General features: G+C 75.0%; 15 protein-coding genes. 13 read left to right on the top strand and 2 right to left on the bottom strand.

Going from position 1 to position 23,549, the window contains the following annotated elements; all coding sequences use genetic code 11:
• Positions 1 to 54 precede the first annotated feature (54 nt).
• From RM780_RS11615 to RM780_RS11660, 10 genes are all read left to right on the top strand, one after another.
• Positions 55 to 1,980 (top strand): TIGR03960 family B12-binding radical SAM protein, encoded by a 1,926-nt coding sequence (locus RM780_RS11615; RefSeq protein WP_311630557.1) that lies wholly within the window; start codon positions 55 to 57, stop codon positions 1,978 to 1,980.
• 80 nt (positions 1,981 to 2,060) lie between these two features.
• Positions 2,061 to 2,606: a GNAT family N-acetyltransferase gene (locus RM780_RS11620; protein WP_311630558.1), complete on the top strand. Its 546-nt coding sequence runs from the start codon at positions 2,061 to 2,063 to the stop codon at positions 2,604 to 2,606.
• A gap of 99 nt (positions 2,607 to 2,705) precedes the next feature.
• Positions 2,706 to 3,491: a TIGR03936 family radical SAM-associated protein gene (locus tag RM780_RS11625; RefSeq protein WP_311630559.1), complete on the top strand. Its 786-nt coding sequence runs from the start codon at positions 2,706 to 2,708 to the stop codon at positions 3,489 to 3,491.
• Positions 3,492 to 3,696: 205 nt separating this feature from the next.
• Positions 3,697 to 7,812: an Rne/Rng family ribonuclease gene (locus tag RM780_RS11630; RefSeq protein WP_311630560.1), complete on the top strand. Its 4,116-nt coding sequence runs from the start codon at positions 3,697 to 3,699 to the stop codon at positions 7,810 to 7,812.
• Positions 7,813 to 8,143: 331 nt separating this feature from the next.
• On the top strand, positions 8,144 to 8,464 hold the full coding sequence (gene rplU, locus RM780_RS11635; RefSeq protein WP_311630561.1) for a 50S ribosomal protein L21: 321 nt from the start codon (positions 8,144 to 8,146) through the stop codon (positions 8,462 to 8,464).
• 26 nt (positions 8,465 to 8,490) lie between these two features.
• Positions 8,491 to 8,751 carry a 50S ribosomal protein L27 gene (gene rpmA / locus RM780_RS11640; protein WP_311630562.1) on the top strand — a complete coding sequence of 87 codons (261 nt, stop codon included), beginning with the start codon at positions 8,491 to 8,493 and terminating at the stop codon, positions 8,749 to 8,751.
• Between the two features lie 145 nt (positions 8,752 to 8,896).
• On the top strand, positions 8,897 to 10,339 hold the full coding sequence (gene obgE / locus RM780_RS11645) for a GTPase ObgE (RefSeq protein WP_311630563.1): 1,443 nt from the start codon (positions 8,897 to 8,899) through the stop codon (positions 10,337 to 10,339).
• Between the two features lie 216 nt (positions 10,340 to 10,555).
• Positions 10,556 to 12,061: a bifunctional cytidylyltransferase/SDR family oxidoreductase gene (locus tag RM780_RS11650; protein WP_311630612.1), complete on the top strand. Its 1,506-nt coding sequence runs from the start codon at positions 10,556 to 10,558 to the stop codon at positions 12,059 to 12,061.
• Complete coding sequence (locus RM780_RS11655) at positions 12,058 to 14,118, top strand: hypothetical protein (protein ID WP_311630564.1); 2,061 nt, start codon at positions 12,058 to 12,060, stop codon at positions 14,116 to 14,118. The genes RM780_RS11650 and RM780_RS11655 overlap by 4 nt, the downstream gene beginning before the upstream one ends.
• Before the next feature lie 124 nt (positions 14,119 to 14,242).
• The gene (locus RM780_RS11660; protein ID WP_449657199.1) at positions 14,243 to 16,969 is read left to right on the top strand and encodes a CDP-glycerol glycerophosphotransferase family protein; all 2,727 of its coding nucleotides are present in this window, start codon (positions 14,243 to 14,245) and stop codon (positions 16,967 to 16,969) included.
• A 383-nt stretch (positions 16,970 to 17,352) separates the two neighbouring features.
• Here RM780_RS11660 and RM780_RS11665 read toward each other — a convergent pair whose 3' ends face one another.
• Positions 17,353 to 18,504: an acyltransferase family protein gene (locus RM780_RS11665; protein ID WP_311630566.1), complete on the bottom strand. Its 1,152-nt coding sequence runs from the start codon at positions 18,502 to 18,504 to the stop codon at positions 17,353 to 17,355.
• A gap of 89 nt (positions 18,505 to 18,593) precedes the next feature.
• Between RM780_RS11665 and RM780_RS11670 the strand changes: the two genes are divergently transcribed.
• Complete coding sequence (locus RM780_RS11670) at positions 18,594 to 19,241, top strand: alpha/beta hydrolase family protein (protein WP_311630567.1); 648 nt, start codon at positions 18,594 to 18,596, stop codon at positions 19,239 to 19,241.
• Between the two features lie 61 nt (positions 19,242 to 19,302).
• Here the strand turns inward: RM780_RS11670 and RM780_RS11675 are convergent, their stop codons facing one another.
• Positions 19,303 to 21,549, bottom strand: coding sequence for a hypothetical protein (locus RM780_RS11675; RefSeq protein WP_311630568.1), 2,247 nt, complete (start codon positions 21,547 to 21,549; stop codon positions 19,303 to 19,305).
• Positions 21,550 to 21,796: 247 nt separating this feature from the next.
• On the opposite strand from RM780_RS11675, the gene proB reads away from it, so the two are divergent.
• Both proB and RM780_RS11685 read left to right on the top strand, forming a co-directional pair.
• Positions 21,797 to 22,915 carry a glutamate 5-kinase gene (proB, locus tag RM780_RS11680; protein WP_449657198.1) on the top strand — a complete coding sequence of 373 codons (1,119 nt, stop codon included), beginning with the start codon at positions 21,797 to 21,799 and terminating at the stop codon, positions 22,913 to 22,915.
• A 205-nt stretch (positions 22,916 to 23,120) separates the two neighbouring features.
• Entirely contained in the window at positions 23,121 to 23,540 is a 420-nt protein-coding gene (locus RM780_RS11685) for a hypothetical protein (protein ID WP_311630570.1), read from the top strand.
• Positions 23,541 to 23,549 lie beyond the last annotated feature (9 nt).

A 23,549-nucleotide genomic window follows, 5' to 3' on the forward strand; every position in this document is an offset into this window, starting at 1 on the left:
ACCGGGCCGGTAGGCTGAATTTTCCGCACCCAGACCCTCCGGAGAGAAACTGCCATGCCTGTCGAATCGGTCTTCCCGCGCCTGGAGGCCCTCCTCCCGCACGTCCAGAAGCCGATCCAGTACGTCGGCGGCGAGCTGAACTCCACCGTCAAGGACTGGGACTCCTGCGACGTGCGCTGGGCGCTGATGTACCCCGACGCCTACGAGGTCGGGCTCCCCAACCAGGGCGTCATGATCCTCTACGAGGTGCTCAACGAGCGCGAGGGCGTGCTGGCCGAGCGCACCTACAGCGTCTGGCCCGACCTGGAGGCGCTGATGCGCGAGCACGGCGTGCCGCAGTTCACGGTGGACGCGCACCGCCCGGTGGGGGCGTTCGACCTGCTCGGCGTCTCCTTCTCCACCGAGCTGGGGTACACCAACCTCCTGGCCGCGCTCGACCTGGCCGGCGTCCCGCTGGCCGCCGCCGACCGCACCGAGGACCACCCGGTGGTGGTGGCCGGCGGGCACGCGGCGTTCAACCCCGAGCCCATCGCCGAGTTCGTGGACTGCGCCGTGATCGGGGACGGCGAGCAGGCCGTGCTGGAGATCAGCGACCTGGTGCGGGAGTGGAAGCGCGAGGGCCGCCCCGGCGGCCGGGAGGGCCTGCTGCTGCGCCTGGCGAGGACGGGCGGGGTGTACGTCCCCGGCTTCTACGACGTGGAGTACCTGCCGGACGGCCGGATCGCGCGCGTGGTGCCGAACCGGCCGGGGGTGCCGTGGCGGGTGGCCAAGCACACCGTGATGGACCTGGACGAGTGGCCTTACCCCAAGAAGCCGCTGGTGCCGCTGGCCGAGACCGTGCACGAGCGGATGTCGGTGGAGATCTTCCGCGGCTGCACGCGCGGCTGCCGCTTCTGCCAGGCGGGGATGATCACCCGGCCGGTGCGGGAGCGTTCCATCACCGGCATCGGCGAGATGGTGGACCGGGGGCTGAAGGCGACCGGCTTCGAGGAGGTCGGCCTGCTGTCCCTGTCCTCGGCCGACCACAGCGAGATCGCCGATATCACCAAGGGCCTGGCCGACCGGTACGAGGAGGACAAGATCGGCCTGTCCCTGCCCTCCACCCGCGTCGACGCGTTCAACATCGACCTGGCCAACGAGCTGACCCGCAACGGCCGCCGCTCCGGCCTGACCTTCGCCCCCGAGGGCGGCAGCGAGCGCATCCGGAAGGTCATCAACAAGATGGTCTCCGAGGAGGACCTGATCCGCACCGTCGCCACCGCCTACGGCAACGGCTGGCGCCAGGTGAAGCTGTACTTCATGTGCGGCCTGCCCACCGAGACCGACGAGGACGTCCTGGAGATCGCCGGGATGGCCACCAAGGTGATCGCCAAGGGCCGCGAGGTCTCCGGGGCCAACGACATCCGCTGCACCGTCTCCATCGGCGGCTTCGTGCCCAAGCCGCACACGCCCTTCCAGTGGGCCCCGCAGCTCTCGGCCGAGGAGACCGACGCGCGGCTGGAGAAGCTGCGCGAGGCCATCCGCGGCGACAAGCGGTACGGGCGTTCCATCGGCTTCCGGTACCACGACGGCAAGCCCGGGATCGTGGAGGGCCTGCTCTCCCGCGGCGACCGGCGGGTGGGCGCGGTGATCCGCGCGGTGTACGAGGACGGCGGGCGCTTCGACGGCTGGCGGGAGTTCTTCTCCTACGACCGGTGGATGCGCTGCGCCGCCGCGGCGCTGCCCGCCCAGGGCGTGGACGTGGACTGGTACACCACCCGCGAGCGCTCCTACGAGGAGGTCCTGCCCTGGGACCACCTGGACTCCGGGCTGGACAAGGACTGGCTCTGGGAGGACTGGCAGGACGCGCTGGACGAGACCGAGGTGGAGGACTGCCGCTGGTCCCCCTGCTTCGACTGCGGGGTCTGCCCCCAGATGGACACCAGCATCCAGATCGGCCCGACGGGCCGGAAGCTGCTGCCGCTGACCGTCGTCAAGTAGGCGCCTGCCCCGGCCCGCCGCCCCCCGGACGGGGCGGAGGCCGGGTTGCCCCCGGGCGGGGCGCGGCGGACGATGGGGCGATGGCGGAGTTGATCACGCCCACCACGGCCGTTCGCGAGTCCTTTCTCGCGGCGGTCGAGGAGTTCCGGGCGGAGGGGCGCGGCACGGCGCGGGACTCCAGCGTGCTCGGGCAGGACATCGCCGTGTACGGGCGGCGGTGGGCCGAGCCCGGGGCGTTCGCCGCGTACGTGCGCCGCGTCGTCCAGGACGCCGCCCCCGGCGCGCCGCGCCCGGCCGGGCACGTGCCCTCCACCGTGCTGTGGTGGGTGGAGGGTGAGGTGTTCCTGGGCCGGCTGTCCATCCGGCACCGGATGACCCCGCGCCTGCTGGAGTGGGGCGGGATCATCGGCTACGACGTCCGCCCCTCGGCCCGCCGCCGCGGGCACGCCACGGCCATGCTGCGGGCCTCGCTGCCCGCCGCCCGCCGCCTGGGGCACGACCCGGTGCTGCTGACCTGCGACTGGGACAACGTGGCCTCCCGCAAGGTGATCGAGGCCTGCGGCGGGGTCTTCGAGGACCGGCGGGGCGAGAAGCTCCGGTACTGGGTACCCACCGGCGGCACGTAACCTGGAGGGCGAGACGTCCGAGGGACGGATCCGACACGCACGAGGGACTGAAGAGCACTGGGCAAGCGACAGCCCGCAGGCCCGCCCCCCGCGCCCACGGTGCAGCGCATCCGGATGCGGTACACGAAGCGGGGCCGCCTGCGGTTCACCAGCCACCGGGACTTCCAGCGCGCCTTCGAGCGCGCCCTGCGCCGGGCCGGGGTGCCCATGGCGTATTCGGCCGGGTTCAGCCCGCACCCCAAGGTCTCCTACGCCAACGCCGCGCCGACGGGCACCGCCAGCGAGGCCGAGTACCTGGAGATCGGGCTCGCGGAGGAGCGCGATCCGGCGGAGGTGCTGGCGTTGCTCGACGCCTCGCTGCCGCCGGGCCTCGACCTGGTGGACGCGGTCCAGGCGCGCACCGCCGAGTTCGCCGAGCGGCTGGCGGCCTCCCACTGGGAGCTGCGGCTGGCGGGCGTGGAGCCCGAGGAGGCGGAGCGCGCGGCGGCCGTCTTACTGGCGGCCGGGAGCGTCGAGGTGAAGCGGCAGACGAAGAAGGGGCTGCGGACTTTCGACGCCCGGGCCGCGGTCGTTTCCCTGTCCGTGGCACCCCCGGCGACCAGCCCCGATGGGAGCGGGCCCGTACCTTGTGCGATACTGCGCCTGGTAGTGCGGCATCTTACCCCCGCCGTACGACCCGACGACGTCCTGTCCGGCCTCCGTGTTCTGGCCGACCTGGCGCCGCCGGTCCCGGCTTCGGTGACCAGGCTGGCGCAGGGGCCGCTCGATGAGGAGACCGGCACGGTGACCGACCCGTTCGCGCTCGACCGCGACGCTGCCCAGACCGCCCTCACCGCGGCCGCCGGACAGCAGGCCGCGGGGGCGCTTCCGGGAAGTGCCGGATAACGGACGTTGTCGCCGCGCCGCCGAACGGGCCGGTGCCAGGGAGCCACTCGGGTCTTCCGGCCGTTTCGATGCGACGCACCGGCCAGCAGACTTTCGCCGTAGCCGGGCCCCAGGGCCGGAACCGGCGAGTGACACGAACAGCTCCCGAGCGGCGCCCGTCCGGCAAAGGCGAGGCGCCCGGGAGCGTGACGGGAGAAACGCCCGCATGCACGAGACCGACCAGTCCGCGGGAGCGGACGGCGCCGAGCGCATCGAGAACGACGACACCACGACCCCCGCGGCGACCCCGAGCGACACGCTCCCGCCGCGCCGCAGGCGGCGCAGCACCCGCGCCGCCGCGACCCCCGAGCCGGCCGAGGCCCCGGCGGGGCCCGCTGCGTCCGCCGCGGAGGCGGGCGAACGGGCCGGGGAGGCGGGAGCGGCCGGCGAGGCCGCCGCCGCTCCGGCCGCGGAGGAGCCCGCAGCGCCGCGCCGCAGGCGCCGTGCCACGCGCGCCGCGTCCACGCCCGAGCCGGGCGCCCAGGCCGTGGAGGCCGGGCTCGCTTCCGGGGCTGCGGCTCCGGCGGGCGGCGAGACAGCCTCCGCCGACGCCGCCGCCCCTGAGACCGCCGCCGCGCCCGCCGAGGAGCCCGCGCCGCCGCGCCGCAGGCGCCGTGCCACGCGCGCGGTCTCGGCCCCCGAGCTCACGCCCCCGGCCGCCGAGGGCGCTGCCGGGGCCCCGGCGCAGGCCGCTCCCGCGGCGGAGCCGTCGGCCTCCGAGGCCGCGCCCGCCGAGGTCTCCGAGGTCTCCGAGGTCTCCGAGGTCTCCGAGGAGGCCGCCCCCGCACGCCGCAGGCGCCGGGCCACCCGGGTGGCCTCCGCGCCGGAGCCCGCCACGGCCCCGGAGCCGCAGGCCGAGTCCGCGGCGGAGGCACCCGCGGCCGAGGCGGCCGGCGAGGAGCAGGCGGCCCCGCGCCGCAGGCGCCGCGCCGCCGCGGCGGCACCGGAGCCCACCGCCGAGGAGGCCCGGGCCGCCGCCGAGCCGTCCTCCGCGCCGGGCGAGACCCCCGTTGAGCCGCCGCCGGTGGCCGACCAGGCCGACTTCCCCGAGGAGGCGGCGCCCGCACGCCGCAGGCGCCGGACCTCCCGCGCCGCCGCGGCACCCGAGCCCGAGCCCGAGGCCGTCGCCGAGGCCGCTCCCGCGCAGGAGCCGCCGCAGTCCGCGCAGGCCGAGGAGCCCGCGCCGGGCCGCCGCAAGCGGCGCGGCACCCGCGCCGAGGCGGCGCCCGAGGCCGCCCACGAGCCCGTGGCCGGCACCGACGCGGCCTCCGCGCAGGAGCTGTCCGAGGCCTCCCAGGCCGAGGAGCCCGCGCCCGGTCGCCGCAAGCGCCGCGCCACCCGCGCCGTCGCCGCCCCCGAGGCCGCGCCCGCCGCCTCCGAGGAGGCCCCGGCCGCCGCCGACACCGACGAGGGCGACGTGCCGCTGCCGCCCGCCGTCCCCGTGGCCACCGTCTTCCAGGCGCCGGTCTTCCAGGCCCCGATGTTCCAGACCCCGCAGCGCGCCGCCGAGGAGGCCCAGCGCTCCACCGCGGCCGTTCCGGAGCCCGACGAGGAGGAGGACGAAGAGCTCGCCGAGGCCGAGGAGCTCGCCGTCGCCGGCGAGGCCGCCGCCGAGGAGGGTGCCGAGGACCTGGAGGAGGACGACGAGGCGCAGGCCGGGCGTCCCGCCCGCAGGCGCCGCCGGGGCGGGCGCAGGCGCCGCCGCGGCGAGACCGCCGAGCGCGCCGCCGAGGCCGCCGCGGCCGGGGCCGAGGACCGCGAGGAGATCCCGGACGAGGAGGAGCCCGAGAGCCTCTCCGCCGAGGAGGAGGCCGAGGCCGCTGAGGAGGCCGAGGGCGAGGGCGCAGGCTCCTCGCGCCGCCGCCGCAGGCGCCGCCGCCGCAGCGGCGACGCGGAGGGCGCGGCCGAGACCGGCGGGGACGACCCCGAGCGCACCGTCGTCAAGGTCCGCGAGCCGCGCCGCAAGCGCCTGGAGGGCGTCGAGAGCAGCGACGGCGTGCAGTCCATCAGGGGCTCCACCCGCCTGGAGGCGAAGAAGCAGCGCCGCCGCGAGGGCCGCGAGCAGGGCCGGCGCCGCGCGCCGATCATCACCGAGGCCGAGTTCCTCGCCCGCCGCGAGTCGGTGGAGCGCGTGATGGTGGTGCGCCAGCACGGCGACCGGACGCAGATCGGGGTGCTGGAGGACGACGTCCTCGTCGAGCACTTCGTGAACAAGGAGCAGTCCGCCAGCTACGTCGGCAACGTCTACCTCGGCAAGGTCCAGAACGTCCTGCCCTCGATGGAGGCCGCCTTCGTCGACATCGGCAAGGGCCGCAACGCCGTGCTGTACGCGGGCGAGGTCAACTTCGAGGCCCTGGGCATGGGCGGCGGCCCGCGCCGCATCGAGTCCGCCCTGAAGTCGGGCCAGGCCGTGCTGGTGCAGGTCACCAAGGACCCCATCGGCCACAAGGGCGCCCGCCTCACCAGCCAGATCTCGCTGCCCGGCCGCTACCTGGTCTACGTGCCCGAGGGCTCGATGACCGGCATCAGCCGCAAGCTGCCGGACACCGAGCGCGCCCGGCTGAAGCAGATCCTCAAGAAGATCGTCCCCGAGGACGCCGGCGTCATCGTGCGCACCGCGGCCGAGGGCGCCACCGAGGAGGAGCTGACCCGCGACGTCGAGCGCCTCCAGGCCCAGTGGGCGGACATCCAGAAGAAGGCCAAGCGCGGCAGCGCGCCCAGCCTGCTGTACGGCGAGCCGGACATGACCGTCCGCGTGGTCCGCGACATCTTCAACGAGGACTTCTCCAAGGTCATCGTCAGCGGCGACGAGGCGTGGGAGACCATCCACGGTTACGTCGCGCACGTCGCGCCCGACCTCGCGGGACGCCTGGAGCGGTGGACCTCGGAGACGGACGTCTTCGCCACCTACCGGGTGGACGAGCAGCTGATGAAGGCGCTGGACCGGAAGGTCTGGCTGCCCAGCGGCGGCTCCCTGGTGATCGACCGGACCGAGGCGATGGTCGTCATCGACGTCAACACCGGCCGTTTCACCGGGCAGGGCGGCAACCTGGAGGAGACGGTCACCAGGAACAACCTGGAGGCCGCCGAGGAGATCGTCCGCCAGCTCCGCCTGCGCGACCTGGGCGGCATCATCGTGATCGACTTCATCGACATGGTGCTGGAGTCCAACCGGGAGCTGGTCCTGCGGCGCCTGCTTGAGTGCCTGGGCCGGGACCGCACCAAGCACCAGGTGGCCGAGGTCACCTCGCTGGGCCTGGTCCAGATGACCAGGAAGCGCGTGGGCCAGGGCCTGCTGGAGTCGTTCTCCGAGCCGTGCGTGCACTGCAACGGCCGCGGCGTCATCGTCCACATGGATCAGGTCCACGCCACGGGCGGCGGGGGCGGCGGCCGGAAGGCCAGGAAGCGTGGCCGGGCCGCCGCCGAGGCGGCCGAGGCGGCGGCGGAGGCCGCCGCGCCGGTCGAGCCGATCGTGCCCGCGGACACCGTGGAGGAGGAGGTCGGCCCGGTCGAGCCCGTCGGGCCGGAGCCCGCCGAGGCCGCGCCCGCCGCTGAGGAGCCCGTGGCCTTGGAGGAGGCCGCCGAGGCGCCCGCGCCCCGGCGCCGCCGTCGGGTCAGCCGCAAGGTCAGCGCGCCCGCCGGGCCGCCGGCCACGGCCTCCGAGGAGGCGCAGGCCGTGGTCACGGTCGTCACGGCCGCGCCCGAGCCCGCCGAGATCCCCGCCGAGGCCGCGGCCGATCCGGAGCCCGTCGAGCCGCGGCCCGCGGCCCCGGAGCCCGAGCCGGCCCCCGAGCCCGCCCCGGCCCGGCGGCGCGGCCCCCGCAAGGCCACCGCGGCGGCCGGCGCGCCCAAGGCCGCGCCCGAGCCCGAGGTCGTGGTCATCGCAGCGGCCCCCGAGCACGCCCCGGAGCCCGGGGCCGTGCCCGCAGCGCCGGAGCCCGCCGAGGAGGCGGCCCCCGCCGAGCCCGAGCCGCCGCGGCGGCGCGCGGTCCGCCGCGCCTCCGCCCCGGCCGGCTCGCCGGAGGGCGCCACCGAGGCCGTGGTGACCGTGGTCACGGCCGCGCCCGCCAAGAAGACGGCGGCGGCCAAGAAGGCGACCGCGAAGACGGCCGCGAAGACGACCGCGAAGAAGGCCGCCAAGAAGACGGCGAAGAAGGCGGCCAAGAAGACCACCGCGAAGAAGGCCACCACCAAGAAGACGGCGGCCAAGAAGTCGGCCAAGGCCACCGCCGCGGCGGGCCAGCAGCAGCCCCCGTCGGTCTCGGCCCCCGCCGAGGAGTGACCGCCGGACTGTGACCGGCAGCGGGTGAACGCCCGCAGGTGACCCGCGGCGCCCGCCGCGGCCGTTGTCCCGTCCCTCCCCCGGGGGCGCACGACGGCCGCGGCGGGCGCGCGTCCGGCCCCTGGCACCGGGCCGGGGCGATTTGACCGGCTGATCGGCGCCTCCGTATCCTTGGCGGTCGGCGTGTCACCAGGCCCGCCACCGCTCCTGAGCAACGACCTCCCGCACCGCGCGCGGGCCCCCGGGCCCCGCCCCGGGAGAGGCCGGGCCCCGGCTCCGGGACCCGCTGCTGGCATCAGGGGCTCCGCAACGAGCGAGGGAGAGTTGTCGCGTGTACGCGATCGTGCGCACCGGCGGCCGTCAGCAGAAGGTCTCTGTGGGCGACGTCATCGAGGTTGACCGGCTGAGCGGCGGGGTGGGCGACACCGTGGAGCTCTCCACGCTGCTCGTCGTGGACGGCGAGACCGTCACCAGCGACCCGTGGGTGCTCGCCGGGGTGAAGGTCCGGGCCGAGGTGGTCGACCACCACAAGGGCGAGAAGATCCGGATTCAGAAGTTCAAGAACAAGACCGGGTACCGCCGGCGGATGGGCCACCGCCAGCTGCACACCCAGCTGAAGATCACCGAGATCCCCGCCCCGGCCTCCAAGTAAGCGCCTCCCGTTAGGACGTAGAGAAGATGGCACACAAGAAGGGCGCGTCCTCCACCCGGAACGGCCGCGACTCCAACCCCCAGTACCTCGGCGTGAAGCGCTTCGGCGGCCAGGTGGTGAACGCCGGCGAGATCCTGGTCCGCCAGCGCGGCACCCACTTCCACCCGGGCAACGGCGTCGGCCGCGGCAAGGACGACACGCTGTTCGCGCTCCGCGCGGGCACCGTGCAGTTCGGGCGGCTGCGCGACCGCAAGGTCGTCAACGTCGTTCCGGCCGCAGCCGAGTAGTCCACCGGCCGCGTCGTCGGCCGTGCGCCAGGGCGGACCGCCTTCCCTGCCGGGAGGCCGGTCCGCCCTCGCCGTTTCACCCCCCGTCCACCCGTCCCGCCCCGAGCCCCGCCACAGCCCCACCCCCCTTGAGGAGACACCCGTCATGACCACCTTCGTGGACCGCGTCGAGCTGCACGTCGTCGCGGGGAACGGGGGCCACGGCTGCGCCTCCGTCCACCGGGAGAAGTTCAAGCCCCTGGGCGGCCCGGACGGCGGCGACGGCGGCCGGGGCGGCAACGTCGTGCTCGTCGTGGACCGGGACGTCACCACGCTGCTCGACTACCACCACCGCCCGCACCGCAAGGCCACCAACGGCCGCCCCGGCGCCGGCGGCCACCGCACCGGCGCCGACGGCCAGGACCTCGTGCTGCCCGTCCCCGACGGCACCGTCGTGCTGGACCGGCACGGCACCGTCCTGGCCGACCTGATCGGGGAGGGCACCACCTTCGTCGCCGGGCAGGGCGGCCGGGGCGGCCTGGGCAACGCCGCGCTCGCCTCCCCCCGCCGCAAGGCCCCCGGCTTCGCGCTGCTCGGGGAGCCGGGCGAGGAGCGGGAGCTGGTCCTGGAGCTGAAGACCGTCGCGGACGTGGCCCTCGTCGGCTACCCCAGCGCCGGGAAGTCCTCGCTGATCTCCGTGCTCTCCGCCGCCCGCCCCAAGATCGCGGACTACCCCTTCACCACCCTGGTGCCCAACCTCGGCGTGGTCACCGCCGGCTCCACCGTCTACACCGTCGCGGACGTCCCCGGGCTGATCCCGGGCGCCAGCGAGGGCAAGGGCCTGGGCCTGGCGTTCCTGCGGCACGTGGAGCGCTGCTCGGTGCTGGTGCACGTGCTGGACTGCGCCACGCTGGAGCCCGGCCGCGACCCGCTCACCGACCTCGACGTGATCGAGGCGGAGCTGGAGAGCTACGGCGGCCTGAACGACCGGCCGCGCCTGGTGGTGCTGAACAAGACCGACATCCCCGAGGGCCAGGACCTCGCCGAGATCGTCCGGCCCGACCTGGAGGCGCGCGGCCTGCGGGTCTTCGAGGTCTCCGCCGTCTCCCGCAAGGGGCTGCGGGAGCTGTCGTTCGCCGTGGCGGGCCTGGTCACCGAGGCGCGGGCCGCCCGCGCGCCGCAGGAGAACACCCGCGTCGTGATCCGCCCCAGGGCCGTGGACGAGACCGGCTTCACGGTCACCGCGGAGGGCGAGGGCCTGTACCGGGTGCGCGGCGAGAAGCCGGAGCGCTGGGTGCTGCAGACCGACTTCGGCAACGACGAGGCCGTGGGCTACCTCGCGGACCGCCTCAACCGGCTCGGCGTCGAGGAGGAGCTGCTGCGGGCCGGGGCCCGGGAGGGCGACGGCGTGGCCATCGGCCCCGAGGAGAACGCGGTCGTCTTCGACTGGGAGCCGACGATGAGCGGGGGCGCCGAGATGCTCGGCCGCCGCGGCGAGGACCACCGGCTGAACGTCCTGCGCCCCGCCGCCGGACGCCGCCGGGAGCGGGAGGCCCGGCGCAAGGACGCCGCGGACCGGGAGTTCGAGGAATTCGACCCCTTCGAATGACGAGCGGGGACAAGGAGTGATAATCCGGGGATAGTGCCACGAAGCGGGTCACGAGACCGTGTCGGGTGTCACGGGGAGGCGTCACAAACCCATAACAGTCGACAACGGTTCATCCGGCTTAGGGGTCAGGCTTCTACTGGGGTTAACCTTCTCATCGCGTAGGCGACACTTGTTGACACCCGGCACTTCTTGACACCGGCAGGAGTTTCCTTGTCCATCCATCCCTCAGGGCCGTCCCCGCACACCACCGCCGTCGTGCTGGCCGGTGGCACGGGCCAGCGCGTGGGTCTCTCCATCCCGAAGCAGCTGATCAAGGTCGCCGGCAAGGCCGTCATCGAGCACACCCTCGCGATCTTCGAGGAGGCCGACGACATCGACGACGTCCTCGTGATGATGGCCCCCGGCTACGCCGCCGAGGTCGAGAAGATCGTCGCCAAGGGCGGGCTGACCAAGGTCACCCGCGTCGTCGAGGGCGGCGCCACGCGCAACGAGACCACCCAGCGCGCGATCGAGGTGCTCTCCGAGGGGCTGGCCGAGGGCGAGGAGCGCAACGTCCTCTTCCACGACGCCGTCCGCCCCCTGCTCTCCCAGCGGGTGATCCAGGACTGCGTGGCCGCGCTGGCCCGCTACAGCGCCGTGGACGTGGCCATACCCTCGGCCGACACCATCATCGTCACCCGCACCCACGGCGAGGACGGCGAGTTCATCACCGACGTCCCCGACCGATCCCGGCTGCGCCGCGGCCAGACGCCCCAGGCGTTCCGGCTCTCCACGATCCGCCGCGCCTACGAGATCGCAGCCGGCGACCCGAATTTCCAGGCCACCGACGACTGCTCCGTGGTCCTGAAGTACCTGCCCGACGTGCCCATCCACGTGGTCCCGGGCGACGAGTACAACATGAAGGTCACCCAGCCCGTCGACGTCTTCATCGCCGACAAGCTCTTCCAGCTCGCCTCCACCGCCGCGCCCGTCCCGGGCGACGAGGACGCCTACCGCGAGCAGCTGGCCGGGAAGACCGTCGTCGTCTTCGGCGGCTCCTACGGCATCGGCAAGGACATCGCCGACCTGGCCGCCCGCTACGGCGCCACCGTCTACGCCCTGGGCCGCTCGACCACCGGCACCCACGTGGAGAACCCGCGGGACATCGCGGAGGCCCTGGCCAAGGCGTACGCCGACACCGGCCGCATCGACCACGTGGTGAACACCGCGGGCGTCCTGCGCATAGGCAAGCTGGCGGAGACCGAGGACGCGGTCATCGAGGAGGCGCTGACGGTCAACTACCTCGCGCCGGTGCGCATAGCCAGGGCCGCCCACAAGTACCTGGCCGAGTCCGGCGGCCAGCTCCTGCTCTACACCTCCAGCAGCTACACCCGCGGCCGGGCCGAGTACAGCCTGTACTCCTCCACCAAGGCCGCCATGGTCAACCTCACCCAGGCCCTCGCCGACGAGTGGGCCGCCGACGGCATCCGCGTCAACTGCGTCAACCCCGAGCGGACCGCCACCCCGATGCGGACCCGGGCCTTCGGCCAGGAGCCGGCGGGCACCCTGCTCTCCTCCGAGGCCGTCGCCCGCACCTCCCTCGACGTCCTGCTCTCGCCGCTCACCGGCCACGTCATCGACGTCCGCCAGCAGGACCCCACCGCCGACGCCAGCGCCGCCGGCTCCTTCGAACGCGCCCTGGCCGCCGCGCTGAACGCCGAGGCCGCCGGGGAGGTGGCATGACGGCAGGACCGCTCCGCCGGCTGACCGGCGCGGGCACCGCACCGGAGCTGGCCGCCGCGCTGCTGATGCTGGCCGGCTTCCCGGTGATGCTCCTGGCCGCCCTGCTGCCCTCGGGCGTCCTGTTCGCCGCCGCCGCCGCGGTCTCCTACGCCGGGGACCACCTGCTGCACCGCGGCGGCAGCTACCTGCTGGTCCGGCTCGGCAAGGCCCGGGTCGGCCTCACCGTCCGCTTCCTGATCCGCGACCTGCTGCTGGCCCTGCTGCTGGCCCGCTCCGGCTGGGCGGACGAGACGGTCTTCCACGTGGGCGTGGCGGGACTCGTGGCGTTCTACGGCCTCCAGGCCCCGCACACCGGCCTGGTGATGACCCTGCGCCGCAAGCGCCGGCTGCCCATCGCCACCCGCAACATCGACCTCTCCACCCTGCCCGTCCCCCCGGGCCCGCCCCGCTGGCTGACCCACCGGGCCGTGGAGAAGGCGCTCCACACCGAGCTGCCGCTGACCGCCGGGCTCCTCGCTGTCCTGGCCACCGGCCGCCCGGCGTACGGCTACGCGGGCCTGGCCGCCACCGGCGTGCTGGTGCTGGCCTACCTCGCGGCGCTCGTTCCCTTCCTCTCCGCACGGCGCCTGCCGCCGCCGCGGGAGGCGGCCATGGAGTGGTTCGACGGGTGGCTGCGCAGCCACCGGCCGACCGTGGCGCTGTACTTCTCCGGGTCCAAGGACTCGGCCTACCAGGTCAACATGTGGCTGGAGAGCCTGGAGCGGCTGGACGCCCGGGGCGTGGTCATCCTGCGGGAACGCCCGATCCTCTCCCGGCTGGCCACCACCTCGCTGCCCGTGCTGTGCGTGCCCAGCGCCGTGGACCTGATGAACATGGACCTCTCCATGCTGCGCGTCGGCCTCTACCCGGCCAACGTCGGCAAGAACCTCCACCTGCTGCGCGTGCCCACCATGAAGCACGTCTTCATCGGCCACGGCGACAGCGACAAGATCGCCAGCATCAACCCCTACGCCAAGGCGTACGACGAGGTGTGGACCGCCGGCCGCGCCGGCCGCGACCGGTACGCCCTGGCCGACGTCGGCGTCCGGGACGAGGACATCGTCGAGGTGGGCCGCCCGCAGCTCGCCGGGATCCGGCCCGGCACGGGCGTTGCCCAGGACCGGATACCCACGGTGCTGTACGCCCCCACCTGGGAGGGCTGGACCGACGACCCGGGCAACACCTCGCTCCTCCTGGCCGGGGAGAACATCGTCCGCACCCTGCTGACCGCCGAGCACCCGGTGCGCCTGCTCTACAAGCCCCACCCCTTCACCGGCACCCGCGACCCCGCGGCCGGCGCCGTCCACCAGCGGATCGTGGCCCTGATCGAGGCCGCCGCGGCCGAACGCGCCGCCGACCCGCGGTTCGCCGCCGCCGTGCGCGAGACCGCCGAGGAGCGGGCCCGCGCCCAGGCGGCGCTGCGCGCCATCGAGGAGAACGGCGGCGTCGGCCCGGCCCTGGCCGTCGTCTGGGACGACGCCTCGGTCTCCCGCGACGCCCTGACCCCGGCCGACCAGGCCCAGGCCGAGGCCCGCCGCCTGGCCGAGTGGAACGAGGCCTACTGGCACGCCCGCGGCTGGTGGGAGCACCGGGTGATCGAGGGCCCCGAGCCGCAGCTCTTCGAGTGCTTCAACCAGGCCGACGCCCTGGTCTCCGACATCTCCTCGGTCGTCTCGGACTGGATCGCCAGCGGCAAGCCCTACGCCGTGACCGACTCCGCCGGACTGGGCGAGGAGGAGTTCAAGCGGCAGAACACCGCGGTCCGCGCGGCCGTGATCCTGGCCAACGACGCGGCCCGGCTCGTCGAGCTGCTGCGGGCCGTGGCGAGCCCCGGCCAGGACCCGCTGGCCGCCGACCGCCTGGAGCTGAAGCGGTACCTCCTCGGGCCCGACGAGCCCACCTCGCTGGAGCGGTTCAACGCGGCCGTCAACGCCCTGGCGGCGCGGGCCGAGGCCCGCAACCGGGCGCTGGCCGAGGCGGGAACGCCCGGGGCCGCCGTTCCGGCCAAGGCGCCCTGAAGGGAGCCTCCCGGGGCACCCCCGCCCGACGGAGACAGCCGAGAGAGCGACGAGCCAAGAGAAGGCACGGACTGACGTGGTAGCGAAGCCAGAAGACATCATTCCCGAGGAACTCCGGCGCCGGATGCGGTACCTGCCGGAGGCCGACGCGGCGGAGCGCGAGGCGTTCCTCGGCGAGGCCGGGGCGTTCCTGGCGTCCGCCGGTCAGGCCACGCTCCGCAAGCTGCCGCCCGTCGCGCGGATCAAGTGGCACCTGGCGCGCGAGCGGCGCGTCGAGGAGCTGCTGACCGTCCTGGCCTTCGAGCGGGAGAACCCCACCGCCTTCCCGGTGCGCGGGCGCCTGCGGCCGTACGTCGCGATCCCCGGCGTCGACGGCCGTTCCCTGCCCGGCCACGTCTCCCGGCTGCACCTGCGCGAGATGCCGGTGCGCGCCAAGGCCACCGAGGTGCTCTGGCAGGACGGCAAGCTCCTCGTCCGCGGCTACGCCTACGTGCTCAACCTCCCCGAGGGCGGCATCGGCCCGATGCCGCGGCTGGCCTGGCTGCGGGCGCCGGGCGGGCGCCGCGTCCCGGTGAAGTACCGGGCCGTGGAGTCGGCGCGCGCCACCCGCGACTCCAGGCAGGCCCTGCACAGCTACGACGACTGGGGCTTCGAGATCACCATCGACCCCGCGAGGCTGAAGTCCCGCGGCCGGTGGAAGGCCGGCACCTGGGGCCTGACCGTCGCCCTGCCCCGCCCCGGCGGCTACGTCCCGGGCAACGTCGAACGCAGCGACATCGGCTCGGCGGGCCACTCCCAGGCCCGGGACCTGGGCGACGGCGCCCGGCTGGTCGCGGGCTTCACCGAGGACCGCTTCCGCGTCACCGTGGACCTGCCCGGGGCCGAGGTCGTCGCCCAGGCGGCGAGCGGCGGCGGGGAGGCGCTGGAGCTGACGCTGAGCGCCCCGGCCGGCGGGCGGCGGCCGACGCGGCTGCGGGTGCAGCGCAAGGGCCACAAGGGCGCGGAGAGCGAGTACCCGCTGGCGGAGGCCGAGGGCGGCGCGGAGGAGCCCGGCCAGGTCCGCTTCACCGCCGCCGTCCCCTTCGCCGACCTCACCGTCGCCACCGAGCCGCGCGAGAAGACCCAGGACTTCCTCGCCCACATCGACTTCGCCGACGGCACCTCCCGGCGGGCCACCGTCCGCGAGGGCTTCGTCCCCGGCCGCTACCCCCGCCCGCTCGGCCGCGAGATCGCCGTCACCACCGACGGCCCCGGCCTGCTGAAGCTGCACGACCGCGCCCGGCAGGCCGTGGTCGACCGGCTGGAGTGGGTCAAGGGCGCGCTGGTGGTGGAGGGCTCCTACACCGGCCCCGGCGAGCGGATGCGGTTCGTGCTGCGGCACGGCGAGCGTTTCGAGGAGCACGTCCTGCCGCTGGAGTGGTCGGCGGCGCAGGCCCGCTTCTCGATCCGCGTCCAGCCGGACCGGATGCGCCGGTACGACGACGTGCTGCCGCTGCGCGCGGGCCGCTGGTACTTCTCGCTGCGCGACCAGGACGCCTGGGGCCATGGCGAGGACGTCCCCGTGAAGCTGCGCGCCGACCTCATCGAACCGCTGATCCCGCTGAAGAAGCGCGTCGCGGGCCGCACCTACACCGTCAACCGCCGCTACTACGACCGGATCTTCCTCGGCTCGGGACCGGTGCTCACCTCCGAGGAGCGCGGCGCCCACCGGCAGCGGGAGCTGCGGCAGGTCCACACCCCCCGGTTCAAGACCGAGCCGCTGCGGGAGGCCGTCTTCTACAACAGCTTCGGCGGCAAGCAGTTCTCCGACTCCCCGCGCGCCATCCACGAGGAGCTGGTGCGGCGCGGCACCGAGGTGGAGCACCTGTGGTCGGTGGCCGACGCGCAGGTCGCGCTGCCGCCGGGCGTGAGGGCCGTGGAGTGGCACAGCCGCGAGTGGTACGAGGCGCTGGCCCGCAGCCGCTACGTCGTCACCAACGTCGGCCTGGGCGACTGGTACGAGCGGCGCGAGGGGCAGGTCGTCGTCCAGACCTGGCACGGCACGCCGCTGAAGAAGATCGGCGCCGACCTGCTGGGCACGCCGAAGGCCAACCTCGCCTATATCGCGAGCCTGCCGCACCGCTTCCGGCAGTTCGACATCGTCGTCTCGCCGAACGCGTTCACCACCCCGATCATGCGCAACGCCTTCCGCTGCGAGGGCGAGATCCTGGAGGCCGGCTACCCGCGCAACGACATCTTCCACCGGGAGGACCGGGAGAAGACGGCGCAGCGGGTGCGGGCCGCGCTGGGCATCCCGCAGGGCAAGAAGGTCGTGCTCTACGCCCCGACCTGGCGGGACGACCAGCGGCACACCGCCTCGAAGTTCAAGCTGGACCTGCGGGTGGACCTGAACGCCGCGCGCGAGGCGCTCAGCGAGGACCACGTCTTCCTCTTCCGCAAGCACCCCAAGATCCTGGACGCGATCCCGGGCGCGGGGCAGGGCTTCGTGTGGGACGTCTCGGCCTACCCGGACATCGCGGAGCTGTACCTGATCGCCGACGTGCTGATCACGGACTACTCCTCGGTGCTCTTCGACTTCGCGCACTCGGGGCGGCCGATGCTCTTCTTCACCTACGACCTGGAGCACTACCGGGACACGCTGCGCGGCTTCTACTTCGACTTCACCGAGAAGGCGCCGGGGCCGCTGATCAAGACCTCGGAGGAGCTGATCGAGTCCATCCGCGACATCGACTTCGTCCGAGGCCGGTACGCCGCGAAGTACGAGGAGTTCGTCAAGGAGTTCTGCGAGCCCTCCGACGGCCTGGCCACGTCCCGCGTGGTCGACCGCATGCTCCAGCTCGCGGAACGCTAGCCGCGACCCCCGTCCGGGGGCGCGGCCCGGAGAATGGCACGCCGCTCCCGGCGGGGGCCCGTCCCGCGGGAGGGATGCTCCTTCCTGCGGGGCGCCTGCCCTTGCGGGCCGTGCCCTCCCCTGCGGGGAGGGCGCCTCGCCCTGTGGGCGGAGCGTCGCCTCGGCGTGGCTTTGCCCTGCGCGCCGCACTCTTCCAGGACGCGGAGGCGCCCGCCTGCGGTCGGCGCCGCTTGCCCGGGAGGCGGCTCGGGCCTTCGTGGCGGCGCACTCTTTCCGGCCTGGGCCGCCCGCTGCGCGGGCGGTGCGGCCGGCACGGAGGCGGGGGCCGCCGTTCCGCGGTGGCACACGCTCCGCACGCCGCGGCGGGCGGCCCGCCGACGGCGTCAGCCGCGGGGCGCGGGGGCCGTCCCTCCGGCTCGGGCCGGGGCCGCCGGTACGGGCGCGTTCCTGCCCTGGGCCGCCCCGCGGGCGGCCGAGGGCGGGCGGAAGAGCCAGTTCAGGCGGGGCTCGACCACCGGGCGGAAGACGCGGGCGACGACGGGCGTGCACAGCAGGGTGATGCCGGCCACCGCCACGGCCGTCGTGATCAGGAGGGCGGCCGGCTCCTCGTGCATGAGGTCCGGCTCGTACCAGCCCCACTCGCGCGAGCCGCGGATGAGGAAGCCGTGCAGCAGGTACCCGTACAGCGTCCCCGCGCCCAGCACCGTGAACCACGTCCTGCGCCGGGGCACCAGCGCCAGGAAGCAGGCCGTGAGCACCGCCGAGCAGGCGAAGAGCGCCAGCGTCATCCCGACCCCCGCCCACCACGGCGCGCCCAGGTCCTGCGCCGCCTCGCGGTGGTAGAACCACACGTGGTTCATCCGCGGGGCGGCCCAGTACGCCACCAGGCCCGCCACGGCGAAGACCGGCACGGCCGCCAGCCGCACCGCCCGCCGCCGCACCCACTCCAGGTGTTCGGGCCGCAGCGTCAGCCCCAGCACGAAGAAGGGCAGGAACTGCAGCACCCGCTGGAGCTGGAAGTCGCTTCCCAGCGAGGGCGAGGCCGAGGCGACCGCGGCCACGGCCAGGGCCAGCGGCACCGGGTGGCGCACCGCCTTCCACAGCGGCACGGACAGCCGCCACAGCAGCAGCGCCAGCAGGAACCACAGCAGCCAGCGCGGCTCGAACAGCGGGATGTACGCGTCGTCGTTCCCCTCCATCCGCCGCAGCACCAGCGTGTAGGCGACCTGGAAGACGACGTACGGCACCAGCACGCCGGTGATCAGCCGCCGCACCCGGCCCGGGCTGCCGTCGAAGCCGCGCGAGAGGTACCCGGAGATGACGATGAACGCCGGCATGTGGAAGGCGTACACCGCGAGGTAGAGCGCGGTGACGGCGTGGCTGTGGGAGCGCAGCGGCTCCCAGGCGTGCCCGGCCGCGACCAGGACGATCGCGAGGAACTTGGCGTTGTCCAGCAGAGCGTCGCGCGCGGGCGGGGCGGTCTTCTCCCGTGCCGGGGAGGGGGCCGCCTGGCGGGGGACGGTGGAGTGCGTCATCTCAACCATGCACCTTAACGGCAGATGGCCCGCCGGTGTCGAGCCGGGAACGAGCGGGGGCGGGGGCCGGCCGGGCCAGACTGGGCGCCATGACCGTCACCCCCCGGAACCTCGTCGAGACCCCCACCGGCCCCGCCGCGCTCATCTGGCACGAGGCCGCGGACCCCCGCGGCGTCCTGGCCCTGGGCCACGGAGCCGGCGGCGGCACCGAGTCCCCCGACCTGGCCGCGCTGGCCGCCTCCCTCCCGGCCCTGGGCTGGACCGTCGCCCTGGTCGAGCAGCCCTGGCGGGTGGCGGGGAAGCGGATCGCTCCCGCCCCCCGCACCCTGGACGCCGCGTGGATCGCCCTGTGGCCCGCAGTGGCGGAACGACAGCCCGGGCGGCCCGTCGTGGCGGGCGGCAGGAGCGCCGGGGCGCGCGTGGCCTGCCGCACGGCCGCGGCCACGGGGGCCGCGGCCGTTCTCGCCCTGTCCTTCCCGCTGCACCCGCCCGGCCGCCCGGAGAAGTCCCGGGCGGAGGAGCTGGCCGGGGTCGAGGTGCCGCTGTTGGTGGTCCAGGGTGGCCGAGACACCTTCGGTCGGCCCGGGGAGTTCCCGCCCGGCACCGAGCTGGTGGAGGTCCCGGCCGCCGACCACGGCCTGAAGGTCCCCGCCTCCGCCGAGGTGGACGGCCCCCGGGCCCTGGGCGAGGCCGTCTACCAGGTGGCCGCCTGGCTGGACCGGGTGCTGCCGGGATAACGCCCCGGGCCGGCCGCCGTCCTCACCCTGCCGCCGCCCCGGGGCCGGGGCCGGAAGGGGCTCAGCGCCGGGCGCCCGAGGCGGACGCGCCGCGCTCTATGGGCAGCTCCTCGGGGTCCTCCGCGCCCGCGGCCTCCCCGGCCGCCTCCCCTGGGGTCTCGCCCGCCCCGGTGGCGTCGGCCGCGTCGGCCGGAGACGTGTCCCCCAGGCCAGGGGGGCCCGGGTGGGGCCCCCATCCCGGCAGCCGGGCCTGCCGCGCCAGGCGGGCCTCCCCGGCCGCGCACAGCGCCCGCACCGCCTCGCGGAAGCGGACCGGCGAGGGCGGCTCGGCCGGCCCCAGCAGGTACTCCTTCAGCGCGGCCCGCTCCCCGGCCAGCGTATCGAGCGCCGGATCGAGCACCGCATCGATCAGCTCCGGCACCCCGGCCCCGTCCGGGGTGAGGATGGTGGCCGCCCGCACCGTGGGGTTCGCCGCGCGGAACTCCGCCGCTGGCAGCGGGCCGCTGTTGATCACGGCGTACGGCTTGGAGCTGGCCAGGTAGTCCGCGACCACGCTGGAGACGTCCGAGATCAGCAGGTCCGCCTGGTTGAAGCAGCCGTAGAGGTCCGGGCGCCCCCCGGTCAGGACCAGGTGCGTCCCCGGCGGCTGGGCCGCCCAGAACGCCTCCCGCCACGCCTCGGTCGCCGCGGCCACCGCCTCCGCCCGGCCCGGCTCCGGCGCCGTCTGCACGCTCATCCGCTCCGCCTCGTCCGCGCCCGGCCGGAACGCGCGCGCGGTCAGGGCGTTCAGCTCCTCGGTCCTGCGCGCCAGCTCGGCCGCCGCCCCGGGCGCCGGGCAAGGGGCGGGGGAGGGACGGCGCGCGGCGCGCGGCCTGACCGGGGCGGCCAGCGCGCCGCGTTCGGCCGGCGCGCGGGGCGGCGGCGCCTCCTCGGGCGCGGGGGCGTTGGCCCGCGCGATCAGCGCGCGGATGCGGGCGTCCGCCGCCGCCGCCTTGGGGTTGACCGAGCCGGTCATCGGGTGCGGCTTGTACAGCAGCCGCACCCGCGGGTCGGCCAGCAGCGCCTTGACCACCGCCTCGCCGCCGCGCAGCACCGAGGTGTTGCCCGGGTCGTTCGTCCAGCCCTCCCAGGTCGGGGCGTACAGCACCGTGACCGGGCCGCCGGCGGGCGGCGGGCCCTCGTACGGGCGGATCGGCGCGAGCTGCGGGCGGCCCACCTCCACCACGTCCCGGTCGTCCACGCCCACGTCGGCCAGCGCGTAGCGCTTCCTGGCCGCGGGGCCCGCCACCCACACCTGGTCGTACACCTTGGCGTAGGGGTTGCAGCTCGAGAGCTTGTCGCTCTCGCCGTGGTTGGTGAAGGCGTGCTTGATCGTGGGGATGCGCAGCACCTGGGAGGTCTTCGGGGCGTTCGCGGGGTGCAGCAGCATCCGCAGGGAGGACCGTTCCAGCAGCATCAGGTGCGCCACCCGCGGAAGGCAGACGATGGGCACGTCGGTGGCCGCGATCTGCTGGACCATGGCCCGCTCGCGCAGCACCACCAGCGGGCGCCCGCCCAGGCCGGCCAGCGTGGTCAGCCACATGTTCGCCTGGTATGCCGTGCCCGAGCCACCCGAGAAGTACAGGCCCACGTCGGGCCGGTAGCGCTCCAGCCAGTCGCGGAACCACGCCAGCACCCGCTCGTCCGAGGGCGGGCGCCGGCCCGGCAGCAGCCAGGTGCCCAGGTGAACGGCCGCCCCGGCGAAGAGCGCCAGCGAGGCGCACGTCCCCACCAGGCCCCAGGCCGCCTGCCCGGTGGCCACGGTGGCCAGCAGCCCGGCCGTTCCCGGCACGGCGAACAGCGGCATCCGCCGCCCCGGGCGCGTCAGGGCCCGCGGCGGGGCGGGGGAGAGGCGCAGCGCGGAGGTGTCGATGTTGCGGGTGACGATCGGCAGCGTCCGGGCGCGGCGGACGGCCACGCCCAGGGCGCGGCAGGCGATGTGCGCGGCGTAGCCGGCCAGCAGCGCGCCGGCCATCAGCGTCCGCGGCACGGTGCCGACCTCCGCGGCCTGGGCGAGCCCGACGAGGATCAGCAGGTCGCGCAGCAGTTGCCGCACGGCCTCGTCGCAGCGCAGCCGCGCCAGCAGCGTCAGCACGCCGGGCTGCCAGCGGCGCAGGGCGAGGTCGAGGGCGAGCCCGGCGGCGCCCGCCGCGCACAGCAGCGGGGCGTTCGGCAGCAGGGCGCCGGCGAACTGGGCGAGGTACAGGCACAGCAGGGCGGCGAGCGCGATCAACGGCGCGCCGCGGCGACGCAACGGTCCTGCGGGCACGGGGAACTCCGGTTCGGTGGGGGGCTGTTCGCGGGTGCGCAGAAGGCGCCCCCCGTCGGCGGCAGGCTCGGCGGGAGGACGCGAAGGGAAGGGGACCGCGGGGAGCGGGGCCGCGGGCCCCCGTTATATGCGCGGGCGGGCGCTCAGCGGCGTCGCATAGATTACGGAGAGCGGCCCGCGCCGGCGGAGATGCGCGCAGCCCCGCGAGGGCATCCCCGTGGAGCCCTGGGGAGAACAAGGAGGCACCGTGGTGGCGGTACGGCAGGACGTCGCGGACGCCCGCAGAATCGTCGTCAAGATCGGCTCATCCTCGCTGACCACCGCGGCCGGCGGGCTCGACGCCGACCGCGTGGACGCACTGGTCGATGTGCTGGTGAAACAGGACGGGAGGCAGATCGTACTGGTTTCTTCCGGCGCGATCGCGGCGGGCCTCGCTCCGCTGGGCCTCAGCCGCCGCCCCTCGGACCTCGCCCGGCAGCAGGCCGCCGCCAGCGTCGGCCAGGGCCTGCTGCTGGCCCGGTACACCGCCTCCTTCGCCCGCTACGGCCGCCGCGTGGGCCAGGTGCTGCTCACCTCCGACGACACCAGCCGCCGCGCGCACTACCGCAACGCCTACCGCACGCTTGACCAGTTGTTCACCATGGGTGCGGTGCCGGTGGTCAACGAAAACGACACCGTGGCCACCGACGAGATCCGCTTCGGCGACAACGACCGGCTCGCCGCCCTCGTCGCCCACCTGGTGCGCGCCGACCTGCTGGTTCTGCTCTCCGACGTGGACGCCCTCTACGACGGCGACCCCTCCCGGCCGGGCGCGCGGCGGATCGAGGAGGTCAGGGGCCCCGCCGATCTGGAGGGCGTCGAGCTGGGCCGGGCCGGCCGCGCGGGCGTGGGCACCGGCGGGATGGCCACCAAGGTCGAGGCCGCCGCCATCGCCACCGCCGCCGGGATTCCCGTGGTCCTCTCCGCCGCCGGGCGGGCCGCGGACGCCCTCTCCGGCGCCCCGGCGGGCACCTACTTCCACCCCACCGGCCGACGCTCGGCCGGGCGGCTGCTGTGGCTGGCGCACGCCTCCGAGCCGCGCGGCGCGCTGGTCCTGGACGCCGGGGCGGTGCGCGCCATCCGGGAGCGCGGCAGCTCGCTGCTCCCGGCCGGGATCACCGGCGTGGAGGGCGATTTCAGCGCCGGCGAGCCGGTCGAGCTGCGGGACGAGGCGGGCCGCGCGGTGGCCCGCGGGCTGGTGAATTTCGACGCGCGGGAGATCCCGCGGCTGATCGGCCGTTCGACCAGGGAACTGGCTCGCGACCTGGGCCCGGCATACGAAAGAGAAGTCGTACATCGCGATGACCTGGTCCTGTTGCGGGCATAGTCCCTGAGGCGCGTCCGCGTGCCCGCCCGCACCGGATGTAGTGACTGCACCGGATGTAGTGAAAGGGCGGTCGTTCCCCGAAAGGTTCCGGGAAACGGCCCCGCCGCCGCCCGAGAGCTGGTCCACTTTTGCTTCGGCGGCGCGTTCGCACGCGCACGGCCCGCACCACTCAGCACGACTTCAGCACCATGTCAGGAGGCTGCCGGTGAGACGACTGGCCAGCGTCGGGGGAGAGCAGAGGCCGCGGGACGGGGCCCAGGGCGCCGACGGCGCCGGGGCCGACCGGCCCCGGCTGTGGCACGTCACCCTCAGCGTCGCCGGCGCGCGGGCGCCGCTGGCGGACGTGCGGCGGGCCCTGGAGCGGCTGGCCCACGACCACCCGTTCCTGCTGACCAGCCGCTACGCCGACGACCATGCGGAGATCCGCTACTGGGAGGAGGCCCGCGACCTCCACGACGCCGCGGCCCTGGCCCTGCGCCTGTGGGGCGAGCACCGCCGCACGGCCGGCCTCCCGCCCTGGGAGATCGTGGGCCTGGAGGTCATCGGCCGCGAGACCTACCACCAGCGGATCACCGAGGGCTACGGCCCGCCGCCGGCGATCCCGGTGGGCGTCCACCCGTACTGACCGGCCCCG

The sequence above is a fragment of the Streptomyces boetiae genome (assembly GCF_031845405.1).
Lineage (GTDB): Bacteria > Actinomycetota > Actinomycetes > Streptomycetales > Streptomycetaceae > Streptomyces > Streptomyces boetiae.

Coding starts and splice junctions, on each gene's coding strand:
- RM780_RS11630 (WP_311630560.1), top strand. CDS start 3,697: ATGCACGAGACCGACCAGTCCGCGGGAGCGGACGGCGCCGAGCGCATC.
- RM780_RS11620 (WP_311630558.1), top strand. CDS start 2,061: ATGGCGGAGTTGATCACGCCCACCACGGCCGTTCGCGAGTCCTTTCTC.
- RM780_RS11655 (WP_311630564.1), top strand. CDS start 12,058: ATGACGGCAGGACCGCTCCGCCGGCTGACCGGCGCGGGCACCGCACCG.
- RM780_RS11615 (WP_311630557.1), top strand. CDS start 55: ATGCCTGTCGAATCGGTCTTCCCGCGCCTGGAGGCCCTCCTCCCGCAC.
- RM780_RS11660 (WP_449657199.1), top strand. CDS start 14,243: ATGCGGTACCTGCCGGAGGCCGACGCGGCGGAGCGCGAGGCGTTCCTC.
- rpmA (WP_311630562.1), top strand. CDS start 8,491: ATGGCACACAAGAAGGGCGCGTCCTCCACCCGGAACGGCCGCGACTCC.
- RM780_RS11665 (WP_311630566.1), bottom strand. CDS start 18,504: ATGACGCACTCCACCGTCCCCCGCCAGGCGGCCCCCTCCCCGGCACGG.
- RM780_RS11670 (WP_311630567.1), top strand. CDS start 18,594: ATGACCGTCACCCCCCGGAACCTCGTCGAGACCCCCACCGGCCCCGCC.
- obgE (WP_311630563.1), top strand. CDS start 8,897: ATGACCACCTTCGTGGACCGCGTCGAGCTGCACGTCGTCGCGGGGAAC.